This is a genomic window from Runella sp. MFBS21 (assembly GCF_029433105.1).
Taxonomy (GTDB): domain Bacteria; phylum Bacteroidota; class Bacteroidia; order Cytophagales; family Spirosomataceae; genus Runella.
Genome location: NZ_JARNTW010000021.1, coordinates 37,926 through 59,101 on the forward strand (window position 1 = coordinate 37,926; position 21,176 = coordinate 59,101).

Below are 21,176 nucleotides of genomic sequence, written 5' to 3' on the forward strand. Positions count from 1 at the left end.
CGATATAATTTTGATATATAAAAACCTTCCTATATCTTTACTACAAGATAACCGCTTACTATTATGCCACAATTAGATCGCTCCAACTTCAAGTACAACGCCAAAGTCTTTGAAAAAACCTGCCTTTGGTGTGGCATTATTTACTTTGCCAGTCGGTCAACGGCTAAGTATTGTTCAGCTACTTGCCGTGGTTGGCCTTTATTAAAGAAACGGGGGTAATGTTCCACGATATTGAGTTAACTATTTGTAATGTAGTGTTCTACGTTCAAAATTTCACTTTTTCTTTTATAAAATCCTTTTTTGTCCCATTGCTTCAAGATAACGGTAAACTGTTGACCGGCCTACACCAATGATGCCGGCGATTTCTTCGGCGGTTTTCTTTTCCTTGTAAAGCATCACTGCGGTTTCTGCTTTTTTAATGGCATCCGGACTAAGTCCTTTCTTTTTCCCACCCATACGTCCCCTTGCACGTGCAGCTGAAAGCCCAGCCCTGGTGCGCTCGCGGATAATATCCCGTTCAAATTCGGCCAATGAAGCAAAGATGTTCAGAAAGAAGCGGCCCTGGGCAGTCGAAGTATCAATGGCATCCTTCAAAGAAATGAACTCTATTTTCCTTTCTTCCAGCTGGGCAATTAGGTTAACCAGCTCCCGCAATGATCTTCCGAGCCGGTCAAGCTTGTACACCACTACTGTATCGCCTTCCCGGAGCATTTCCAGCATCTTCAAAAGTTGTGGGCGTTCTTTGCCTGATGAGATCTTCTCCTGAAATATCTGCTGGCATTTTGCCAGCTTCAACTCGTCAATCTGCATATCCAGTACCTGGTCTTGGGTCGACACCCTTGCGTATCCTATTTTCATACTTTGGAATCCCACTAATCTGGTAATTTTTCAAAAATAGGATTTTATTTAATGGGACAACAATTTGGTATTGATATTTGATACGAATAGGATACATTTCATGGTCATTTCAAAATCCCGTAGAACGTTCGTTTACTGGGATTCTATTTTTTACAATTTATGAGATTATTAGAAATTTTAGACAAGGGCCAGCAGAATGAATTTGATAACCCGCCCAAGTTCGATTACGGACAAAGAAAATTCTTTTTTACCATGCCCAAGTGGGCAGAAGATGAATGCAGGACTATGCTGAGCCCTGTTAATCAAGTTGGGTTTGTGATTCAGGTCGGTTATTTTAAGGCAAGTGGGCGGTTTTTCAATGCAAAGAATTTTAACAGGGCAGATATTGAATTTATAATACGACGTTTGGGTGTATCCATTAACTGGGGTAATATTGAACAAACGTATGCACGTAGCGTTATTCATCGACACCGGCAGGTGATTTTAGAAAGTTTTGGTGTCGAGCCCTTTGATGACAGACAAAAGGAAGTGGCTTTGAGGGAGGCTATCAAATTTGCCAAACGGCAAATGCGGCCTGCTGCTGTATTCGGCTCCCTGGCTGAGTACATGCGCATCCACCGGATCGAACTGCCAGCTTATTATACTTTTTCGGTTATCATTTCTGATGCTTTCAAATGGATGCATAACGAGCTGGAATCGCTCATAGAAGTGCACCTGTCAGAAAAAAATAAAGAGCAGCTAGATGCGCTCCTGTCGGTTCAGAAGGATCCACACACAGACCAGCCCGTCAGGTTCTACCTGATCACACGTATTAAGCGCAGCCACCAAACCATGAAACCCATGGCCATTAAAGCCAATATTGAAGATTATTTATACTTAAAGACCCTGTATACTGATCTAAAACCATTATTGGCACTTTTGAACTTGTCGGATGAAATGATAGAATACTATGCCCAGTTTGTAATCCGGTCACAGGTTTTTCAAGTTTCAACCCGGCAGGAAAACCGTAAATATTTGATGATCATATGCTTTATCGTCTACCAGTATTATTTTCTGGGGGATTTGTTGGTCGAGATACTGTTAAGGGCATCACAACAGATTGAAAATACCTCTCAACGTGAGGTCAAAGAAGCGATCTTTCAAAAGCATGTTGAATCCCAGCAAGAGATGGAGCAGTTTATTAAGGTGAGTGCTCAGATGGTCAAGGAAGCTAAAGATATTGAACGGGTTGCACTTGATTTCTCCCAGACCAATGATCAAAAGGTAAAGCATTTTATAAAGTGGGTGAACGGGGATGTATTCAAGCGCTTTACAGATAGCCAAAATAGCATTGAGCAATTAAAGAAAGGCGGTTACGCGAGTAAGGACGATACTTATTACCAGATTATGGAAGAGAAATCACGAAAACTCCAGACACGGGTAGCGGACATACTACGGCATATTAATTTTGAAGCGAAAAACGAAAACCTCACTCAGGCCCTGGAAGAATTTAAAAAGAGGGATGGCCGCCTGCCGGAAAATCCGCTGGATGGCTTTTTGGGCAAAAAAGAACAACATTATTTTAAAAATTCTTCCTCCCGAAGCTCTTTGTACAAGGTTTTACTGACCCGGCATTTAGCCCATGGAATCAAATCGGGACAGGTAAATCTGACGGATTCTTTTTTGCACAAGCCATTTTTAAAATACCTGATCGAAGAATCGGTGTGGGTAAATCAAAAAGAGCAATTACTGGAAAGTGCTGGACTACAATGGATCAGTGACTTCAAAAGCCTCCTAACCGATCTACAGGGAAGTCTTGGAAAGGCATTTGCCCATACTTTTGAGCGGATTGACAAGGGACAAAATAAATTCGTTGAGACCAGAAAAGATGGTAAACCACGCTTTATAGAACCTAAAACGCCCGATAAACCTGGTATCGATATGGATCTTTGGCCGCCTGAAGGGTCCATTCCGATCATTGAAGTTTTGAATACTGTAAATGCCAAATGCAATTTTACAGATGCGTTGCAACACTGGAACAAAAAAAACAAACCAAATCGGCCCAACGACACGGTTTTTCTGGCGGGATTGATCGCCTATGGCTGTAATATAGGGGTTGGCCCTATGGCTCGTAACTCTCAGAATGTATCGGCCAATACGCTTGACAATACCGTCAACTGGTATTTTACCCTTGAAAACATTCAAGAAGCCAATGACGCTATCCTGATGTTGATGGGGAAACTAAAAATCAGTGAATTATTCCGGAAGGACCCCAAGATCCTACATACTTCCAGCGATGGGCAGAAGTTCTATATCCAGGTAGATTCGATACATGCCAATTATTCTTATAAATACTTTGGCAACGAGAAAGGAATTGTGATTTACTCCTTTATTGATGAAATGCACCGGCTTTTCTATTCTACTTCATTTAGCTCTTCACAACGGGAAGCCCCTTACGTAATTGATGGTCTGATGCACAACCAGGTTGTCGAATCCGATATTCATTCAACTGATTCTCATGGATTTAGCGAGATTATTTTTGCATTGACTCATCTATTGGGGATTCGTTTTGCTCCCCGGATCGAAGATTTCCAGAGCCTTATTTTCTATATTTTCCCCAGAATGAACGTGGAATCCCTTAAAAACTATCAAATCAAAGTGGGTAATCCAATCCAAACCAAGCTGATTGAAGAGCAGTGGGACGAAATAATGAGAATGGTTGTCAGTATTAAACTCAAACATACCACTGCATCCACGTTGTTGAAAAGACTTAGTTCCTATTCACAGCAGCACCAGCTTTACCTGGCACTTCGTGAGCTTGGGCGGGTAGTAAGGACTTTGTTTTTGCTGAAATATATGGACGATGAAATGCTCCGCAAGAGAATAAACCAGCAGAACAACAAGACTGAAAATTCCCATCAGTTTGCAAAGGCTGTATTCTATGCGAATAATGGGGAAATACGGTTTGCTTCCCGTCAGGAGCATCTGATCACGGACTCTTGTAAACGTTTAATTCAGAATGCAATTGTTTGCTGGAATTATTTACACTTGTCCAAGGAGCTGATAAAAGTCTCCGATAAACAGCGTGATGAGATGGTTAAAGCCATTGAGCAGTCATCGCCCGTCAGCTGGACACATGTCAATTTGCACGGAAAATTTGACTTTTCAGAAGAGGCTTTAAAGGGATCCGTAGATTTCGACCTGGAAGAGATTTTAAACTTTGAAATCAATAAATGAAAGCAGAAATGGGAAATTTTGATTTTTTTAACCGTAATCCACTGTATTATATATCAGTAAGTCGATTTCGTGGAACATTACCCCCATTTCTTTAATAAAGGCCGTGGTTATGCTAACCAAGCCAAAGCTGCCGAAGAAGCTATGCCTTATGACGAAACAGAGAAAATGATTTCGGCACTACTTTCTGAAAATGCCCATTTAAAAGGGCAAGTGCAACGGTATGTACTTGAAAATGAGGAATTGAGAAAGGCATTGGAACGTTTTCAATCAAATGGCAATTAAAAAAAGCATGAAAGAACTCTTGATGTATTTTAACCGATTTCAAGCATTGCCACCAGAGGCTGAAAAAGCCATTACTGAAATATGTTCTATGATTACTATCAAGAGAAACGAAGATTTGCAATCTATCGGACACACTTGCCTAACCATTTATTTTGTCAAAAAAGGCATCGCACGAATTTATTATTATAAAGACGGCATTGACATAACCGAATCTTTTTCGCCAGAGAACACCATAATTGCACGAGTCGAAAGTCTTTTTACGGGTACTCCCTCTCGAAAAGCCATTCAAATTGTGGAAGATGCCGAAATTATCGCTATCAATGCTACCAAGTTGTTCCAGCTTTATGATACTTTCCCAGCAATTGAACGACTATTCAGGAAAATTTTTGAGAGCGCCTATGTCGAAACAGTCAACCGAATCGAAAGTATCCAATTCCACTCCGCAGAGGAGCGTTATCTGGCTCTTCTGCAAGACACCCCCAACATTATACAACGGGTTCCCCTCAAATGTATCGCTTCTTATTTGGGTATAACACAGGTAAGTTTGAGTCGGATTAGAGCTAACATTAAATGATTATTTAACAAATGTAAAAGGATTGTATTTTTGGTTGCCTGACCTTTGTGAAGAATTAAACCCCATTTACAATGGCAACAGTCAAAACAATTGATACCCAGACGCTGAGTGATTGGTTAACAGCAGATAAAAAAGTATCTATTTTAGATATTCGCCCTTTATCCGAAAGAACCGAGTGGCACATTCCACAAAGTATTCACTTAGACGTTTACGAAAATTTAAAGGCAGGAAACAGAGACGCATTCGACTTTTTGCTTTTGGATAAATTATTCCCCATTGTTACCTTATGTGCCGGTGGAAACCTAAGCCTTTTTGCCGCTGAATTACTATCCGAAAATGGCTATGACGCTTATTCTCTTGAAGGTGGCATGAAAGCATGGAATTTTGCTTGGGATACAGCTATTATAGAACTCGGCAACGTTAAAATCATCCAAGTCAGGCGATTAGCAAAAGGGTGTTTATCCTATATAATAGGTTCAGGAGAGAAAGCAATGGTTATTGATGCCTCGCTTCCCCCTTCCATTTATTTGAACCTTGCTGCTCAACATGGGTATGTCATCGAAAAAGTAGCCGATACCCATATCCACGCAGATTATGTTTCGAGAACCAAGGAATTAGCGGAAGTCACGGGAGCAGCACATTTGATGATTGATTTGGCAAATGTTAATTATAACTTTACACCTATTAAAAATGGCGTAGAACTGGATTTAGGAAAAACAACCATAAAGGTCATTCATACCCCAGGTCATACTCTTGAAAGTACCTCGTTTCTAATTGAAAACAGTGCTTTACTGACAGGAGATACTTTATTTACAGATAGCGTTGGACGACCTGATTTGAAAGCCAACGAACAGGAAACATGGTTGAAAGCTGCGATGCTTTATGACTCGCTCCACTTGATTGCAATCTTAAACGATGATATTAAGATTTTACCTGCCCATACCTCAAAGTCAATTGAAATCGGTCAAGAGATTGTTTCAGCAAACTTAGGCCAAATCAAAAAGTCAATTAAGCTGCTATCGCTCGAAAAAGAGAAATTCATTGAAGCTATTTTGTCAAAATTGCCGCCTACTCCTGCTAATTATTTACAAGCAGATTTAGAAGCAGGCGCAAACCGCTGTGCTGTTCAATAAATCTATGAAAAATATACAACAGGGGTTACGGGAAAACTGGCAACAATTTTCGTACTTAGTGATTGTCAATGCTTTTGTAGGTGGTATGCTTGGTCTTGAACGTACAGTTTTACCCCAACTTGCTGAACAAGAATTTGGCATTAGGTCCAAGACCGCCATTTTTTCATTCATCATTACTTTTGGAATCACAAAGGCGATTTGTAATTATTTTACGGGCAAATGGGCAAATGTTTTCGGTCGAAAGAAATTACTTGTCTTAGGCTGGGTTTTTGCATTGCCTATTCCTTTTATGCTAATATATGCCGAAAGTTGGACATGGATTGTGCTAACCAATATTTTACTCGGCATTAACCAAGGATTGACGTGGAGCATGGCAGTTGTAATGAAAATAGACCTTGTAGGCGACAAAAACCGTGGCTTGGCGGTTGGCATCAACGAGTTTGCGGGGTATCTATCTGTTGGAGTAGTTGCTTTTCTGACTGGCTTTCTGGCCGAACAATATGGCGTTAGACCTTACCCTTTTTATATCGGTATTTTATTTTCGTTTTTAGGGCTTGGAATAAGCATTTTTAAGGTTCAAGACACGGGACATCACGTATTAAAAGAAACACAATTAAATAACAAAACTCTTCTCCCTCATCCATTCTTAGATACCTCCTTTCGGCATAAATCGTTGAATGCCATTACCCAAGCAGGTTTGACCAATAATCTTAACGATGGTATGATATGGGGGCTTCTCCCCTTACTGTTGCTCAATCAGCACTTTGAACCTACCACTATTGGGGCGATTGCAGCGGTATATCCTTCGGTTTGGGGAATCGGTCAGTTATTTACGGGAAGATTATCTGATATTTATTCCAAAAAGCTACTTCTATTCTGGGGGATGCTGATACAAGGCTTAGCGATTCTGTTTTTGGCTTTTGCTTCTACATTTACCCATTTTATACTCATAGGAGTCACCTTGGGGTTGGGTACTGCACTGGTTTATCCAACATTCCTAAGTGCTATTGCTGATTACACCAATCCAACGCAACGAGCCGAATGTTTAGGAACATTTCGTTTCTGGCGAGATTTAGGGTATGCCATCGGAGCTTTATTGACAGGCACAGTCGCTGATGCCTTCGGTGTGAATATGTCCATTACGTTTATTGGTGTACTGACCATTATTTCGGGGGCTATTATTTTACTGAGAATGGATAATCAAAGTGCTTTACCTAATTCATAAATTTCTTTCAACTTATAACCCCAGCTTTGTAGCGGCATTATGTTGCTTGATGTCTTCGATACGGGTGTATCGCTGAATCATAGCACTTGTTTTATGCTTCGATTGGCGCATGATTTCTGAGTCATCGGCTCCATTGATTTTGGCAATTGTAATAAACGATGCTCGAAGGGAGTGGGCTGAATATCGGCCACCTATATACTTTTTGACTGTGTCATAAACAGTCATGTCATTAAGTCGTTCTTCCGTGATTTTATCGCCTTTTCGCACTCGAACAAACAGTGGCCCTGTTGGTCTCTCCAAACGTCCAATCCAATTTTTTAGATTTCGTATCGGGCAAAAATCGACTTCTGGGCTATAAAAAAAAGCTTTCTCCTCCGATTCGCCGTATGGGTTAGTCTTACTCTTTGATAAGGAAATAATAACTCCATCCTCATTGAATTGTACGTCTTCGATATTCAAACTCACCAATTCCGACCGGCGATAAGCTCCTGCAAATCCAATTAACAACAAACATTTGTCACGCAAACCTGCGTTAGTATTTGTGTCTATTCCTTGCAAAATAGTTTTCAAGTCCTTCATCTTAAAAGCAGGAGCTTGCTTTTGTCGAACGCCATTGGTACGCTTGATGCCTTCCATCACTGCACGAAAAGCTTTGTCTTTGGTAGGCAAGTCCAAATTGCTTAGTTCGTGTAGTTTACTAATTGCTGCCAATTTTCGATTGATGCTTGCCCACTTGTGGGTATCAGCTAAATGCGACACGTAAGCGGCCAGCGTTACAGCTGAAACGGGTAAGTCAGTTTGACCATGTTCAACGCACCAGCCTTTAAAATCCTTAATGTCCGATTTGTAGGCCCGTTGGGTGTTGGCCGCCCCCTCTAAACCCTTGCGGGCGTAGTCGGCCATTTTTTGAAAAAGCACTTCACTGACAGGGAAAGACCGACCTATCTCAATTTCCGTGATTTCATTGGTCATCTCCATCGCTTTTTTTGTATTCATTCCACTTTTCCCAATCAGCTGGACGTAACAAACTTTTGATATATTCATCCATCCCAAGGTCACGACGCTCCATCACATGACGCCGAAATGGCCAAGTAGATTTCGCCGCTTCAAAACCTTCCTTCCTAAAAGTATTTCTTACTCTTTCGGGCAAGCCTTCTAACCAATCCTCAAAATCTTCAATCGTCTCTTCACCTCTGGCAAGGCTCATATAGCGATACGACGCATTTCCAAAATTGAAGAATAAGACCAAGAAGTCAAATCGGTCGGAAGGGCTTTCCACCAAGGCGTCTATCTGATTTTGCTGTGTCTGCTTGTGAGGGTGTTTGACGTAGATGAGTTTTTCAAGTTCTGTTCGGGACATAATTTTAAGTTTTTCACAAAGATATTATTACTTACGATAAGTAAAGGTTATCGTAAGTAATAAAAAATTATTACGATTACATTTCTTATAAGGTGGTATTAGCGTTTCCTTCGTTTAATCTGAAAATTATGTAAAAAGTATCGAAAAAAATGTAACCTTCTATTCCCTTGCATATTCGTACATTTGTCGCTATCAAAGCATAGTGTAATGAAGCAAATCATCAAGCGCACATTTTGCCTTTACTTAGCCATCCAAGTGTTGTTTGCCAGCACAGGGTTTGCTATGTATGAGCATTGGTGTTTGATGAAGGGAACAAAGACAGTTTCTTTTGTTCATGAAGAAAAATGTCAGAAAGTAAGCCATAAAGCCAGTCATAAAAGGTCTGGGTGTGGAGACAGTTTTAAGCGTAGCAAGTGCTGTTCGGACAAAGTGTCTTACTATAAAATTCAAACCCCTTCGGCTGACGGCAGTTCGGTACATTTCATAAGTCAGCACATTGATTTAGTATCTATTTTCAATCCTATTTATTTCTCTTCAAGGGCTTGGCTTAGTCAAACCGTTTCGTTCCGTTTACCGCATTTTTACAGCCCTGCGCCACCACTTCACGGGCGTAGTATGCTCATTTTTGTACAATCCTTCCTGATTTGATTAGGTAAAATGCCCACTGTGGGCTGATGGCAACCTTTCGGGTTGCTTTTTGGTGTTTTCTTTTTCACCATGATTACCTAATTTATCATGTCTTCCTACCTACGTTTCTTAGAAAAATTATGAAACTGTACATCAAAAATATGGTGTGCAGTCGCTGCAAAACTGTGGTTCGTCAAGAACTTGAAGCACTTGGACACCAAGTATTAGCAATCGAATTGGGCGAAGTAGTACTCGAAAAGCCAGCAACCGAAATGCAACTCAGCCAAATTTCGGAACGATTACAAATGCATGACTTTGAATTGTTGAGTGACAAAAAACAACAGCTAATTGAGCGAGTCAAAACGGTTATCGTTGAATTGGTTCACCTCCAAAATGACGGGCTTCGACGGATGAAACATTCGGATTACATCACGGAAAAAGTAAGTCGAGATTACCGATACCTCAGTACACTTTTCTCAGAAGTGGAAGGTATTACCATTGAGCAGTATTTAATCAATCAGAAATTAGAACGGGTAAAAGAACTACTGGTCTATGATGAATTGACTCTTTCACAAATCGCTGATTTACTTAATTATAGTAGTGTAGCTCACCTCTCAGCACAGTTCAAGACCATCACGGGAATGACCCCAAGTCAGTTTAGAAAAATTCGGGATAAGAAAAGGAAGCCACTGGACGAGGTATAACAAAAAACAAAAACATGAAACGGAACGATTTTTTAAAAACACTTGGATTTGGAACGGCAGGAGTGCTGGTCGGCGAGAGTTTGTTGTCTGGTTGTATGAATCACGACATGGCGACAATGAATATGACAACGGCTCCTACCGTGGTTGAGGGTGCATTTAATACGAGCTTACCCATTCCCGAAACTATTACTTCGGGAACAGCACTGAATGCCCGCAGTCAAAATGCCGCAATTTTGGCGGGAAAATCCAGTCAAGTATTGGGGTACAAAAACGGCATTTTAGGACCCACTTTTCGGGTACAGCGTGGCAGTACAGTTACGATTCCTTTTACCAATGGCCTGTCAGAAGAAACTAATATTCACTGGCATGGTTTGCTTGTACCTGCTGCGATGGATGGTCACCCCAGCCAAATGGTGACGGCAGGGCAGTCCTTCAATTATACTTTTAAGATTGACCAAGCGGCAAACATGGCTTGGTATCACCCACACCCACATGAAAAAACGGGTAAACAAGTTTTTACAGGGTTGGCAGGAATGTTTATCGTCGAAAGCCCCGAAGAAAAAGCGTTGAATTTACCTTCGGATGCCTACGAACTACCCTTAGTGATTCAGGATAAACGATTGGATGCCAATGGGGCAATCATGTATAGCCCAACCTTAGAAGAGGTAATGATTGGTTACATGGGGGAAACCATTACGGTCAATGGTGTGAGCTCCCCTTTTCAGCCTGTTACAACTCGAATGTATCGTCTTAGAGTTTTGAATGGCTCAAACGGACGAATGTACAATTTAGCATTGAGCAACGGCAATTCTTTCATGGTTATTGGTTCAGACGGCGGCTTACTTCCTGCTCCTGAGACCGTTACAAGTCTATTACTTGCCCCAGGCGAACGAGCTGATTTATTGGTGGATTTTAGCAAAATAGCTCTCAACAGCGAAGTGTACTTGCAGAGTAATTCTTTTTCGGGAGTGAGTTCACAAGGAAGCCAAACCTTCAAAATCTTGAAGTTTATGGTGAGCAAAACTGAAACGGATATATTCAAAATGCCAACCTCGCTCAATTCTATAATGTCTCTATCAAGTGCTTCTGCTACCAAGACCCGCACCTTCGATATTGGGGTAATGATGGACATGACTTCTGGAAGCCACGGTGGAACAATGGCTATGAAAGGGATGCACACGATTAACGGGAAGATTTTCAATATGGATCGCATTGATGAAAGCGTAGCCCTGAACAGCACCGAAATCTGGGAATTTGACAACACAATGGGTGACGAACCACATCCCATGCACTTACATGGTGTGTTTTTTCAAGTTGCGAGTCGAACAGGTGGACGAGGAAATATCCAACCCCACGAAAAAGGATGGAAAGACACGGTTTTGGTCATGCCCGGCGAAAAAGTATGGATTATCGCTAAGTTTGAGAAGGCAGGGAAGTTTGTATTTCATTGCCATAACCTCGAACATGAAGATGACGGGATGATGCTCAATTTTGAAGTTAAATAGTATCCTTATACACATTCGACTAATATTTTCATTAACCTTTCAATACAATGCTTAGTAGAATAATTTTAATACTTTTCATTGTCACTACGGTCGCCCGTGGGCAACAAGCCCTATTCCCCAACAAAGGTATTCAACCTGCCATTTACGTAGGTGAAAACGAATCCATAGAAATGGTATTCGGTAAGGGGAATGCGTTTTATTACGCTTCTTCCCAAAATAAAGGTCAGTCTTTTACGATGCCAAGCTTGGTTGACAGCTTGCCGGGATTGCATTTAGGCGTGTCAAGAGGGCCACAAATTGCATCTTCTCATCTTTCCACGGTGATTACTGCCATAGATAAGAAGGGTGATTTGTATGCCTACGTACTTAATCGTAAAACAGGCAAATGGCAAAACCGCCTTATTATCAATGATATACCAGAAATTGCCAAAGAAGGTTTCAATGCCTTAGCGAGCGATGGTAAGGGTACTTTTTTTGTGGTTTGGCTTGACCTGAGAGACGATAAGAAAAACAAGATTTTTGGCGCAATTTCTAAGGATGGCGGTCAAACGTGGAGTAAGAATAAACTTATCTATCGTTCACCTGATTCGACAGTCTGTGAGTGTTGTCAGCCCTCCATTCTTATGAAAGACAAACAGGTAGTTGTAATGTTCAGGAACTGGATTAGTGGTTCACGAGATATGTATGTAACGACTTCAAAAGATGAAGGAAACACTTTTCAACCCGCCGTAAAAATGGGAAATGGAACATGGAAACTCAACGCCTGCCCAATGGACGGTGGAGGAATCAGCTTGAATACAAACGGCGTATTAACGACGGTATGGCGGCGAGAAAATCAACTATTCACTGCAAAGTTGGGCGAACCTGAACAATTCCTCGCCCAAGGGCGAAATGCTTCCATTGCGGCCAGTAACCAAAACACGTTTATCGCATGGCAAAATCAAGGTCAAATTTGGTTGAGCCAATCTGGGCAAAAAGAACCGATGACATTAGGTACTGGTAGATTTCCGAGAGTCGCTATACTCAATGAGCAACAGGCTTTCTGTACATGGGAGGATAATGGCATCATAAAAGGGCTGGTTTTAAATAGCAATGCGAAGTAAAATAACGACATGACAATAAAGTAAATATTTGGAAATAGTATGGTAGAAAAACTCATTCATTTTGCCCTGCACAACAAATTGATTGTGATGGTACTGGCGTTGGGCTTGTTCGGTTGGGGCGTGTATTCTGTCCGAACAAACCCCATTGATGCTATCCCGGATTTGTCCGAAAATCAGGTCATTGTTTTCACTGAATGGATGGGTCGTAGTCCTCAACTCATTGAAGACCAAATCACTTATCCATTGGTTTCAAACTTACAAGGAATACCCAGCATCAAAAATGTACGGGGTACTTCTATGTTCGGGATGAGCTTTGTTTACGTCATTTTTGAGGACAATGTAGATGTCTATTGGGCAAGAACACGAGTGATGGAACGACTCAATTATGCCCAACGATTACTTCCACAGGGAGTAACGCCTTCATTAGGCCCCGATGGCACAGGTGTAGGACACATTTTTTGGTATCACCTCGAAGCCCCGGGCATGGACTTAGGGGAGCAACGAGCCTTACAGGATTGGTATGTCAAATTTGCCCTACAAACCGTAAAAGGGGTTAGTGAAGTGGCTTCTTTCGGCGGCTTTGGCAAACAGTATCAAATCAACATTGACCCCTACAAGCTTAATTACTTTAATGTCCCGCTGATGGATGTATTGAATTCTATTCGTAAGAATAATAATGATGTAGGCGGTCGAAAATTTGAAATGTCAGACATGGCCTACATCGTGCGGGGATTGGGTTACATCAAAAATGTCAAAGACATTGAAGATATACCCGTAGGAAATTATGGCTCCATTCCTGTGAGGGTAAGAGATGTAGCAACCGTTCAAATGGGTGGAGAGCTCCGTTTGGGCATTTTCGATGTAAATGGTGAAGGCGAAGTAGTGGGTGGAATCGTGGTGATGCGTTACGGTGAAAATGCTGATGCTGTTATCAAGGACGTAAAAATCAAGATGAAGGAAGTCGAAAAAGGGCTTCCGCCAAACGTCAAATTTAAGGTTTCCTATGACCGCAGCGAGCTGATTGAAGCGGCAGTAGAGTCAGTAAAAGGAACCTTGATTGAAGAAATGATAACCGTTTCGATTGTAGTTCTCATCTTTTTGCTGCACTGGCGCAGTGCCTTAATCATTCTGATACAGTTACCGATTTCAGTGGCTATTGGCTTTATTCTGCTCAATGCCTTTGGTATTTCTTCAAACATCATGTCGTTAACGGGTATTGCTTTGGCTATTGGCGTGGTAGTAGATGACGGCATCGTGATGGTTGAAAATGCGTATAGGCATCTTTCAGAAGCCCAATTGGATAAAGAAAAAAATCAAAGTATATGAGTTGGTTTAAAATTAAATTTCGAGTCTCAAAAGACCCACTTACTCCCGATGAACACTCGGAGATTATCGAAAAATCATCGAAACAGGTAGGCCCTGGGGTATTTTTTTCGACGATTGTGACGATTGCTTCTTTCTTGCCCGTCTTTTTGCTGACGGGTATGGAAGGCAAGCTGTTTTCTCCTTTGGCTTGGACTAAGACATTTATCCTTCTCGTTGATGCTTTTTTGGCAATTACCCTAACGCCTATACTAATTGTTCTACTACTTCGGGGGAAATTGAAGCCCGAAAGTGCCAATCCAATCAACCGATTCCTCGAAAAAATCTATACCCCTATTCTAAAATGGTGCTTAAAGTATCGTAAAACCACCATTAGTATTAACATATTGGCCTTGGCCGTTAGTGTTCCAATGATGCTAAATTTAGGAACGGAATTTATGCCTCCACTCGACGAAGGTTCGCTGCTCTTCATGCCTGTCACTCTCCCAGACGTATCAAATTCAGAAGTAAAACGCCTGCTGCAAGTCCAAGATAAATTGATGAAAACCGTGCCCGAAGTAAGCCACGTTATGGGAAAGGCAGGTCGAGCCAACACCGCTACCGACAATTCACCTATCAGTATGCTGGAAACGATAGTACTGCTCAAACCCAAAAGTGAATGGCGGGAAGGCAAAACCAAAGATGACATCATCAACGAACTAAACGCCAAACTGCAAATTCCTGGCGTAACCAATGGCTGGACGCAGCCCATCATCAACCGTATCAATATGCTTTCGACGGGAATTCGCACCGATGTGGGTTTGAAGGTGTACGGGCAAAGTTTAGATTCAATCAATCGAGTGTCGCAGATGCTCAAAAAACAATTGGATGGCATTGACGGGATAAAAGACTTATATGTTGAACCCATTACAGGTGGTAAATACATTGATATAATAGTCAAAAAGGAGGAAATCGGGCGTTATGGATTGAGTGTTGATGACGTAAACATGATTGTAGAAAGTGCCTTGGGAGGTATGATTCTAACTACTACCGTAGAAGGTCGTCAACGTTTTACGGTCAATGCTCGATTTGCCCAAGACTTCCGAAACAATATTCAGGCTCTAAAACGAATGCAGGTTCAAACCGCAAGCTACGGCCCAATTCCCTTGGATGCCGTTGCCGAAGTGAAAATTTCAGAAGGGCCACCTATGATTAACTCAGAAAATGCCATGCTTCGGGGTACTGTACTTTTCAATGTCAGAGACCGAGATTTAGGAAGTACCGTGGAGGAAGCGATGAAGAAATTGGAATCTTCGGTAAAAAAACTGCCAAAAGGTTATTTTATTGAATGGAGTGGGCAATGGGAAAACCAGATTCGTGCCAATCGTACCCTCAAAATTATCCTGCCCATCGTGCTGGTCATTATCTTCTTTGTGTTGTATTTCACCTACAACTCCATGAAAGAGGCGCTAATTACCATGATTACCGTACCATTTGCCCTCATTGGCGGGGTATATATGGTGTATTTCTACGGGGTCAATCTTTCGGTAGCGGTGGCAGTGGGTTTCATTGCTCTGTTCGGTATGGCTATCGAAACCGCTATGCTTATGACGATTTACCTCAATGAAGCTATGCAAAATTTGGTGTTTGCCAAAGGTAATTCAAAAGACACCATCACTAATGCGGATATTCGAGAATATGTGATTAGGGGAGCAGCCCAACGACTTCGCCCCAAACTCATGACCGTTTCTGTTTCTTTGTTTGGTCTAATTCCGATTCTGTGGGCAACGGGCGTAGGTTCAGATGTGATGCTCCCTATTACGATTCCGCTCATTGGCGGTACAATTACTTCTACAATTTATGTGCTATTGGTTACACCTGTTGTGTTTGAGATGACCAAAGAATGGGAGCTAAAACGCTACGGAAAAATTGAACTTTATGATGTTAAAGAGTAAAAAGCCATGGTTAGCAGTAGGGCTATTGCTCTATGCTATTGTTTGCGAAGCGCAACAAAAACTGAATTTGAGCGGGATACTCCATCGAATTGAGGAAACCCACCCTGATTTGAAAATGATGGACGCCAAAGTCAAAGAACTGGATGCGTATGCCGAAGGTGCTCGAAACTGGGAAGCCCCCAAATTTGGTGCGGGATTCTTTATGACCCCGTACAACTATATGATGTGGAGTCGGGCGGGTGCATTATACCACGAAGGCATGAATCAGGGCATGGGATCATTTATGGTTCAGGGCGAACAGATGATACCCAATCGTAAAATGCTTGATGCCGAAGAACGCTATATGAAATCTATGTCGGGTATGGAAGTCGCTCAAAAAGGTGTAATGCGAAATATGCTTTTCTCGGAAGCTAAAATGGCATATTACCGTTGGCTGGTATTGGAAAAAAAGAAAAATGTGTTGAAAGAAAGTCAAAACCTACTCAAATATATGATTGAGTCGGCAGAGGTTCGGTACAAATACAATCAGGAGAAACTAAGCAGCATTTACAAAGCCAAAGCTGCCCTCTTAGATTTAGACCGCATGAACCTGATGTTTGACGGCGACATTCGTCAGCAAAAAGTAATGCTCAATACGCTCATGCTGCAAGATCGAGCCACTGATTTCCAGATTGACACGCTTTCTTTGACCTATCTGTACCCAAATACTCCGTTAAATTTGGATACCAATGCCGTAATAAACCGCAGTGATTTGAGGGTGATTGACCAAAACCTGACCATTTCCCGCTACAAACAGGAGGTGGAGTTTCAGAAACTCAAACCCATGGTCGGTGTACAGTACGGCCACATGTTCGCTTTTGGTAACCAATGGCAGTTTACGCTTATGGGTATGGTCACGATTCCTTTTGCCAAATGGTCAAGCCGACAAATTAAAGCCAATATTAAAGGGCTTGATTATCAACGACAGGCCTATAATAAACAACGTGAAGGTTTGACTAATCAGATTTTGGGGAATTTGGCTGATCGTCAGGTAATGATGCAATCATACCAAGCCCAAATTAAGCAATACGAAAACGAGCAGTTTCCCGCTTTGCGCAGACGTTATCAAAGTACCTTATTGGCTTACGAACAGAACACCGACGAATTGTTCATGGTACTTGATGCGTGGATGGAGCTCAAAATGGCTCGTATGAACCAGTTAGATTTATTACAACAACTACTGCAAGCACAGGTAGAATATGAAAAAGAATTGGAAAAAAGATAACTGCCTCGTTTGGCTTGTTTTTGTCTTGTTCGTTGGTTTATCGGGTTGTCAATATATCAACCAATATTTCCAAAAAGGCGAAGACAAACCAAAAGATGTGTATGCCTGCCCCATGAAATGCGAAGGCAACAAAACCTACGACAAACCTGGACCCTGTCCTGTTTGCGGTATGGATTTGGTAAAAGTGCCTAACCACCAAACCCACGGCGATACAGCAACGGTTATGATGGGGCAAATGAAAAAAGCAGGCAAGCAATATTACTGTACCATGAAATGTGAGGGCGAGAAAACCTACGATAAACCTGGTTCCTGTCCCGTGTGCGGTATGGATTTAGTCGAAAAAAAAGAAGCTGTCTCGGCTGAAAAAGCTGTTTATACCTGCCCTATGCACCCTCAAATTCAGAAAGACAAAGCAGGTTCTTGCCCGATTTGTGGGATGGACTTAGTAAAAAAAGGAGGTGCTACCGAAGCACTTTCGTCCAATGACAGTTTAGCGATTCTGGTGAAGCCTACTTATGAATATGTGTTGAGTGGCGTAAAAACTACCCAGCCAGAGCACCGCTCTCAAAAAATGGTGGTCAATGCCTTTGGTTTTTTGAGTTATGATGCACGGGCCTTAAACAGTATTGCCACCCGCTTTGGTGGTCGAATAGAGCGCCTGTATGTACGGTATCCGTTCCAAGCGGTGAACAAGGGGCAGAAAATCATGGACATTTACAGTCCAGAAATTGTAACAGCCCAACAAAACTTGATTTTTTTGTTACAAAACGATGCTGATAATCAGGTTTTAATAGAAAGTGCCAGACAACGACTATCGCTGTTGGGCTTAACTTCTGAGCAAATAAAGGCTGTCGAACAAAACAAAAAACCAACGATGCAATTGAGCATTTACAGCCCGTATAATGGTGTGATTGTCGAGCGTGGTGTTGGGGGGGCGGCCCCAATGCCTTCACCTTCGGGTGGAAGTGGCAGCATGAGCAGCGGGATGGGCAGTTCAAAAACTGGTTCGTCAATTGCGCCGCCACCTGCCGCTCAAAACGGTGAATTGACCCTCAAAGAAGGTATGTACGTGCAAAAAGGACAACGTTTATTCGATGTACAAAGCACCGGTACGGTCTGGGCAATGCTTGAATTTTACCCAACTGATGTACCCAAAGTCAAAGTAGGTCAGTCGGTGATGATTATGTTGGAAAACAACGAAGAAAACCAGTTTTTCGGTAAAGTAAACTACCTCGAACCCATGATTTCGGCCACCAATCGCAATCCACAGGCAAGGGTATATCTGAGCAATCCAAATGGCAAATTGAAAATCGGTTCATTGGTCAATGCCTCTATCAATGCTGGCAGTCAAGCTGCATTATGGGTGCCGACGACTGCCTTACTTGATATGGGCAGAACCAAAACCGCATTTGTGCAGGAAAAGGGAGCGTTCCGCTCCCGTACGGTCAAAACAGGCTTACAACAAGGGAACTGGATTCAGATACTATCTGGACTTTCGGGCCAAGAAACGATTGCTGAAAACGCCCAATTCCTTATGGACAGCGAAAGCTTTGTAAAATCTAACGAACTCTCAATGCAATGAAAAGACGAGCATTTATCAATACCGCAGGTTTAATGGGGCTAACGGTGCTTTGGGAATCGTGCAAACCTAAAAGTGCCGAAAAAGTACCTGACAATGTATTTTATACCTGCTCAATGGACCCACAGGTGATGGAAAAGAAGCCTGGTACCTGCCCGATTTGCAAGATGGCTTTGACCAAAATTGTCATTGACCCCAACATGAAAAATCAGGGCTTAAAACTAAGTGACCAACAAAAACAACTGGCAAACGTACAGGTAGAAACGGTAGCCCTGCGGCCACTCGGTGAAGAAATTACGCTGGCGGCCATGCTCACCGAAAACAAAGACAAACTCTCAACCGTCACGGCTCGGATACCTGGGCGTATTGAAAGGCTGTTGATACGCAACGTAGGCGAATTTGTACGAGTCGGACAACCCATTTACGATATATACAGCGAAGAACTCTCGGCTTCGCAAAGGGATTTCTTGATTGCTTCGCAAAAACAGAAAGTGCTGAAAGACACAGACATCAACTTTAAACAATTAGTTGAAGCTGCCAAGAATAAATTGGTACTCTGGGGAATGACCGATGCCCAAATTGCTGAATTGGAGAAGTCAGAACAACCCAACAACAAGCTAACCGTGAACAGCAAATATGCAGGTGTAGTGAGTGAAGTTCTTGCCGAAGAGGGTTCATACCTCAGCGAAGGCAGCACCGTCTTGAAGCTCTCCGACCTGAGTATGCTATGGGCAGAGGCACAATTGTACGTCACCGAATTGCCATTTCTCAATCAAACAAAGGAAGCCCTTGTGGAGATTCCGTACTATGCTGACCGCATCATTAAGGGGCGGGTTAATTTTGTCAATCCTGAGTTGATGCCTTCGAGTAAAATCGTCACAATTCGGGTGGACATTCCAAATGGAAAACGAGAGTACCAGACAGGTATGCAAGCCTACATCACCCTGAAAGGCAAGGTAAAAAATACCATAGCTGTACCCACTAACGCTCTTATTCAGGACACCAACGGCGTTACGGTCTGGTTAGAAAACGCTGACGGTGCTTTTGAAAGCCGCATGGTGAGCGTCGGCACGACCAACAAAGACTATACCGAAATCACCGAAGGCTTGCGAGCAGGTGAAAAGGTTGTGGTGTCGGGAGCGTATTTGCTCAACAGCGAATACATTTTCAAAAAAGGCAGCAACCCAATGGAAGGGCACGTAATGTAAGATAGATGAAAGCATGTTGTCAAACAGGAAATGAGCCCCCTCAAAAGTGGAAAAAGTATCTCAAATGGATGATTATTATCATTTATAGGAGGGCTGGTTCTATTTGTAACTTTCCAGAAGTGAACCAATTTTTAAAATTTTAATTAACAATCAATTTCAATCAAAATGAAAACAAACCAATTATTCCGAATCGGGGCTTTTATCGCCCTATTGTCTATTGTATCAACATTTGCCTTTGCCCAATCCAATTACAAACATCCTTTTAGTATTGGTAAAGATGGTAAGGTTACGGACAGCAAAGGCACAAGTGTGGGGCTGGTAACCAAGGACCAAATCATCAAAGACCATGAGGGACATAAAATTGCCTTTGTGGATGGAGAGGGTAACTTGATAGATGCCAAGACCAACAAAAAAATGGGTAGTATGGGAAAAGATGGAAAAAGCTATTACAATGCCAAGGGAGAGTTAGAATTTACCATCAAGGATAATCCCGACGAAACTTGTGACATTATAGATGCCAAGGGAAAAGTAATTGGAAACGTCCATGATAGCTTAAAAGGTGTTGCCTGCGCTATCCACTGCTTCCAAAACGGTATGGGTAAGAAAGCCGATGGCAGCCACATGAAACACTAATTTTTTGTATTCAATTGACTCCAACCCGCCATCCTAAAATACGCTTGTATTTTAGGATGGCACAAAACCTACAAAAATGGAAACCCTAATCGCACTCTCCTTAATCAGTGTGGCTTTATTATCATCTTGCAACAACCAAACGAAAGAACAAAAAGAAGTTGCTAATGAAACTATTGCAGCGACCACACCCGAAACCACAACAGACGAAAAAGCATCTGTACAAAAATTCGTTGCTGGCTATTTGGATTTAAAAAATGCACTGGCAAACGACAATGCCATTGATGCAGAATCAGCGGCAAATGCAATGATGGCCACGATGAGCGGTTTAGATGAATCGGGTTTTACGGCTAATCAAAAGAAAGTATATGATGCCGTAAAAGAAGATGCCAGAGAGAACGTCGAACACATTGCCGAAAATGCCAAAGATATAGACCACCAACGAGAACATTTTGAGATGCTGAGTGGGGATATATACGATTTGGTAAAGGCCTTCGGAAGCGAAAAGCCACTCTATAAGGACTATTGCCCCATGTACAATAACAAAAACGGGGCGTTTTGGTTAAGCGAAACCAAAGAAATCAAAAATCCTTACATGGGTAAATTGATGTCGTCTTGTGGAAAGGTGCAAGAAGAAATAAAGTAGCCACA

19 protein-coding genes are annotated in these 21,176 nt (G+C 42.1%); 16 read left to right on the forward strand and 3 right to left on the reverse strand.

What is annotated here, in order from left to right:
* Positions 1-285 precede the first annotated feature (285 nt).
* Positions 286-858: a recombinase family protein gene (locus tag P1X15_RS26540; protein WP_277341162.1), complete on the reverse strand. Its 573-nt coding sequence runs from the start codon at positions 856-858 to the stop codon at positions 286-288.
* A 159-nt stretch (positions 859-1,017) separates the two neighbouring features.
* On the opposite strand from P1X15_RS26540, the gene P1X15_RS26545 reads away from it, so the two are divergent.
* From P1X15_RS26545 to P1X15_RS26565, 5 genes are all read left to right on the forward strand, one after another.
* Positions 1,018-4,074, forward strand: coding sequence for a Tn3 family transposase (locus P1X15_RS26545; protein WP_277341163.1), 3,057 nt, complete (start codon positions 1,018-1,020; stop codon positions 4,072-4,074).
* 69 nt (positions 4,075-4,143) lie between these two features.
* Entirely contained in the window at positions 4,144-4,356 is a 213-nt protein-coding gene (locus P1X15_RS26550) for a hypothetical protein (protein ID WP_277341164.1), read from the forward strand.
* A gap of 7 nt (positions 4,357-4,363) precedes the next feature.
* On the forward strand, positions 4,364-4,930 hold the full coding sequence (locus P1X15_RS26555; protein ID WP_277341165.1) for a Crp/Fnr family transcriptional regulator: 567 nt from the start codon (positions 4,364-4,366) through the stop codon (positions 4,928-4,930).
* 71 nt (positions 4,931-5,001) lie between these two features.
* Positions 5,002-6,063, forward strand: a complete 1,062-nt coding sequence (locus P1X15_RS26560) for a rhodanese-like domain-containing protein (RefSeq protein WP_277341166.1) — start codon at positions 5,002-5,004, stop codon at positions 6,061-6,063.
* Between the two features lie 4 nt (positions 6,064-6,067).
* Complete coding sequence (locus P1X15_RS26565) at positions 6,068-7,288, forward strand: MFS transporter (RefSeq protein WP_277341167.1); 1,221 nt, start codon at positions 6,068-6,070, stop codon at positions 7,286-7,288.
* 12 nt (positions 7,289-7,300) lie between these two features.
* On the opposite strand, the gene P1X15_RS26570 is transcribed toward P1X15_RS26565, so the two are convergent.
* Positions 7,301-8,284: a tyrosine-type recombinase/integrase gene (locus P1X15_RS26570; protein WP_277341168.1), complete on the reverse strand. Its 984-nt coding sequence runs from the start codon at positions 8,282-8,284 to the stop codon at positions 7,301-7,303.
* On the reverse strand, positions 8,250-8,648 hold the full coding sequence (locus P1X15_RS26575; protein WP_277341169.1) for a hypothetical protein: 399 nt from the start codon (positions 8,646-8,648) through the stop codon (positions 8,250-8,252). Before P1X15_RS26575 ends, P1X15_RS26570 begins: the two co-directional genes overlap by 35 nt.
* 207 nt (positions 8,649-8,855) lie before the next feature.
* Here P1X15_RS26575 and P1X15_RS26580 point away from each other — a divergent pair, with 207 nt between their 5' ends.
* The 11 genes from P1X15_RS26580 to P1X15_RS26630 all read left to right on the forward strand — a co-directional run bounded on the left by P1X15_RS26580 (position 8,856) and on the right by P1X15_RS26630 (position 21,171).
* Positions 8,856-9,296 (forward strand): HYC_CC_PP family protein, encoded by a 441-nt coding sequence (locus P1X15_RS26580; RefSeq protein ID WP_277341170.1) that lies wholly within the window; start codon positions 8,856-8,858, stop codon positions 9,294-9,296.
* A 119-nt stretch (positions 9,297-9,415) separates the two neighbouring features.
* On the forward strand, positions 9,416-9,979 hold the full coding sequence (locus tag P1X15_RS26585; RefSeq protein WP_277341171.1) for a helix-turn-helix domain-containing protein: 564 nt from the start codon (positions 9,416-9,418) through the stop codon (positions 9,977-9,979).
* Between the two features lie 14 nt (positions 9,980-9,993).
* Positions 9,994-11,484 carry a multicopper oxidase family protein gene (locus tag P1X15_RS26590; RefSeq protein WP_277341172.1) on the forward strand — a complete coding sequence of 497 codons (1,491 nt, stop codon included), beginning with the start codon at positions 9,994-9,996 and terminating at the stop codon, positions 11,482-11,484.
* A 47-nt stretch (positions 11,485-11,531) separates the two neighbouring features.
* A complete protein-coding gene (locus tag P1X15_RS26595; protein ID WP_277341173.1) occupies positions 11,532-12,587 on the forward strand; it encodes a sialidase family protein in 1,056 nt (351 codons plus the stop codon).
* 39 nt (positions 12,588-12,626) lie between these two features.
* The gene (locus P1X15_RS26600; protein ID WP_277341174.1) at positions 12,627-13,913 is read left to right on the forward strand and encodes an efflux RND transporter permease subunit; all 1,287 of its coding nucleotides are present in this window, start codon (positions 12,627-12,629) and stop codon (positions 13,911-13,913) included.
* Positions 13,910-15,844: an efflux RND transporter permease subunit gene (locus P1X15_RS26605; protein WP_277341175.1), complete on the forward strand. Its 1,935-nt coding sequence runs from the start codon at positions 13,910-13,912 to the stop codon at positions 15,842-15,844. Before P1X15_RS26600 ends, P1X15_RS26605 begins: the two co-directional genes overlap by 4 nt.
* Positions 15,828-17,108, forward strand: coding sequence for a TolC family protein (locus tag P1X15_RS26610; protein WP_277341176.1), 1,281 nt, complete (start codon positions 15,828-15,830; stop codon positions 17,106-17,108). The genes P1X15_RS26605 and P1X15_RS26610 overlap by 17 nt, the downstream gene beginning before the upstream one ends.
* Positions 17,083-18,690: an efflux RND transporter periplasmic adaptor subunit gene (locus P1X15_RS26615; protein ID WP_277341177.1), complete on the forward strand. Its 1,608-nt coding sequence runs from the start codon at positions 17,083-17,085 to the stop codon at positions 18,688-18,690. Before P1X15_RS26610 ends, P1X15_RS26615 begins: the two co-directional genes overlap by 26 nt.
* Positions 18,687-19,895 (forward strand): efflux RND transporter periplasmic adaptor subunit, encoded by a 1,209-nt coding sequence (locus P1X15_RS26620; protein WP_277341178.1) that lies wholly within the window; start codon positions 18,687-18,689, stop codon positions 19,893-19,895. The genes P1X15_RS26615 and P1X15_RS26620 overlap by 4 nt, the downstream gene beginning before the upstream one ends.
* Positions 19,896-20,060: 165 nt before the next feature.
* The gene (locus tag P1X15_RS26625) at positions 20,061-20,528 is read left to right on the forward strand and encodes a hypothetical protein (protein ID WP_277341179.1); all 468 of its coding nucleotides are present in this window, start codon (positions 20,061-20,063) and stop codon (positions 20,526-20,528) included.
* Positions 20,529-20,604: 76 nt separating this feature from the next.
* Complete coding sequence (locus tag P1X15_RS26630; RefSeq protein WP_277341180.1) at positions 20,605-21,171, forward strand: DUF3347 domain-containing protein; 567 nt, start codon at positions 20,605-20,607, stop codon at positions 21,169-21,171.
* The last annotated feature ends 5 nt before the right edge of the window (positions 21,172-21,176 follow it).

Coding starts and splice junctions, on each gene's coding strand:
- P1X15_RS26540 (WP_277341162.1), bottom strand. CDS start 858: ATGAAAATAGGATACGCAAGGGTGTCGACCCAAGACCAGGTACTGGAT.
- P1X15_RS26545 (WP_277341163.1), top strand. CDS start 1,018: ATGAGATTATTAGAAATTTTAGACAAGGGCCAGCAGAATGAATTTGAT.
- P1X15_RS26555 (WP_277341165.1), top strand. CDS start 4,364: ATGAAAGAACTCTTGATGTATTTTAACCGATTTCAAGCATTGCCACCA.
- P1X15_RS26560 (WP_277341166.1), top strand. CDS start 5,002: ATGGCAACAGTCAAAACAATTGATACCCAGACGCTGAGTGATTGGTTA.
- P1X15_RS26565 (WP_277341167.1), top strand. CDS start 6,068: ATGAAAAATATACAACAGGGGTTACGGGAAAACTGGCAACAATTTTCG.
- P1X15_RS26570 (WP_277341168.1), bottom strand. CDS start 8,284: ATGAATACAAAAAAAGCGATGGAGATGACCAATGAAATCACGGAAATT.
- P1X15_RS26575 (WP_277341169.1), bottom strand. CDS start 8,648: ATGTCCCGAACAGAACTTGAAAAACTCATCTACGTCAAACACCCTCAC.
- P1X15_RS26580 (WP_277341170.1), top strand. CDS start 8,856: ATGAAGCAAATCATCAAGCGCACATTTTGCCTTTACTTAGCCATCCAA.
- P1X15_RS26585 (WP_277341171.1), top strand. CDS start 9,416: ATGAAACTGTACATCAAAAATATGGTGTGCAGTCGCTGCAAAACTGTG.
- P1X15_RS26590 (WP_277341172.1), top strand. CDS start 9,994: ATGAAACGGAACGATTTTTTAAAAACACTTGGATTTGGAACGGCAGGA.
- P1X15_RS26595 (WP_277341173.1), top strand. CDS start 11,532: ATGCTTAGTAGAATAATTTTAATACTTTTCATTGTCACTACGGTCGCC.
- P1X15_RS26600 (WP_277341174.1), top strand. CDS start 12,627: ATGGTAGAAAAACTCATTCATTTTGCCCTGCACAACAAATTGATTGTG.
- P1X15_RS26605 (WP_277341175.1), top strand. CDS start 13,910: ATGAGTTGGTTTAAAATTAAATTTCGAGTCTCAAAAGACCCACTTACT.
- P1X15_RS26610 (WP_277341176.1), top strand. CDS start 15,828: ATGATGTTAAAGAGTAAAAAGCCATGGTTAGCAGTAGGGCTATTGCTC.
- P1X15_RS26615 (WP_277341177.1), top strand. CDS start 17,083: ATGAAAAAGAATTGGAAAAAAGATAACTGCCTCGTTTGGCTTGTTTTT.
- P1X15_RS26620 (WP_277341178.1), top strand. CDS start 18,687: ATGAAAAGACGAGCATTTATCAATACCGCAGGTTTAATGGGGCTAACG.
- P1X15_RS26625 (WP_277341179.1), top strand. CDS start 20,061: ATGAAAACAAACCAATTATTCCGAATCGGGGCTTTTATCGCCCTATTG.
- P1X15_RS26630 (WP_277341180.1), top strand. CDS start 20,605: ATGGAAACCCTAATCGCACTCTCCTTAATCAGTGTGGCTTTATTATCA.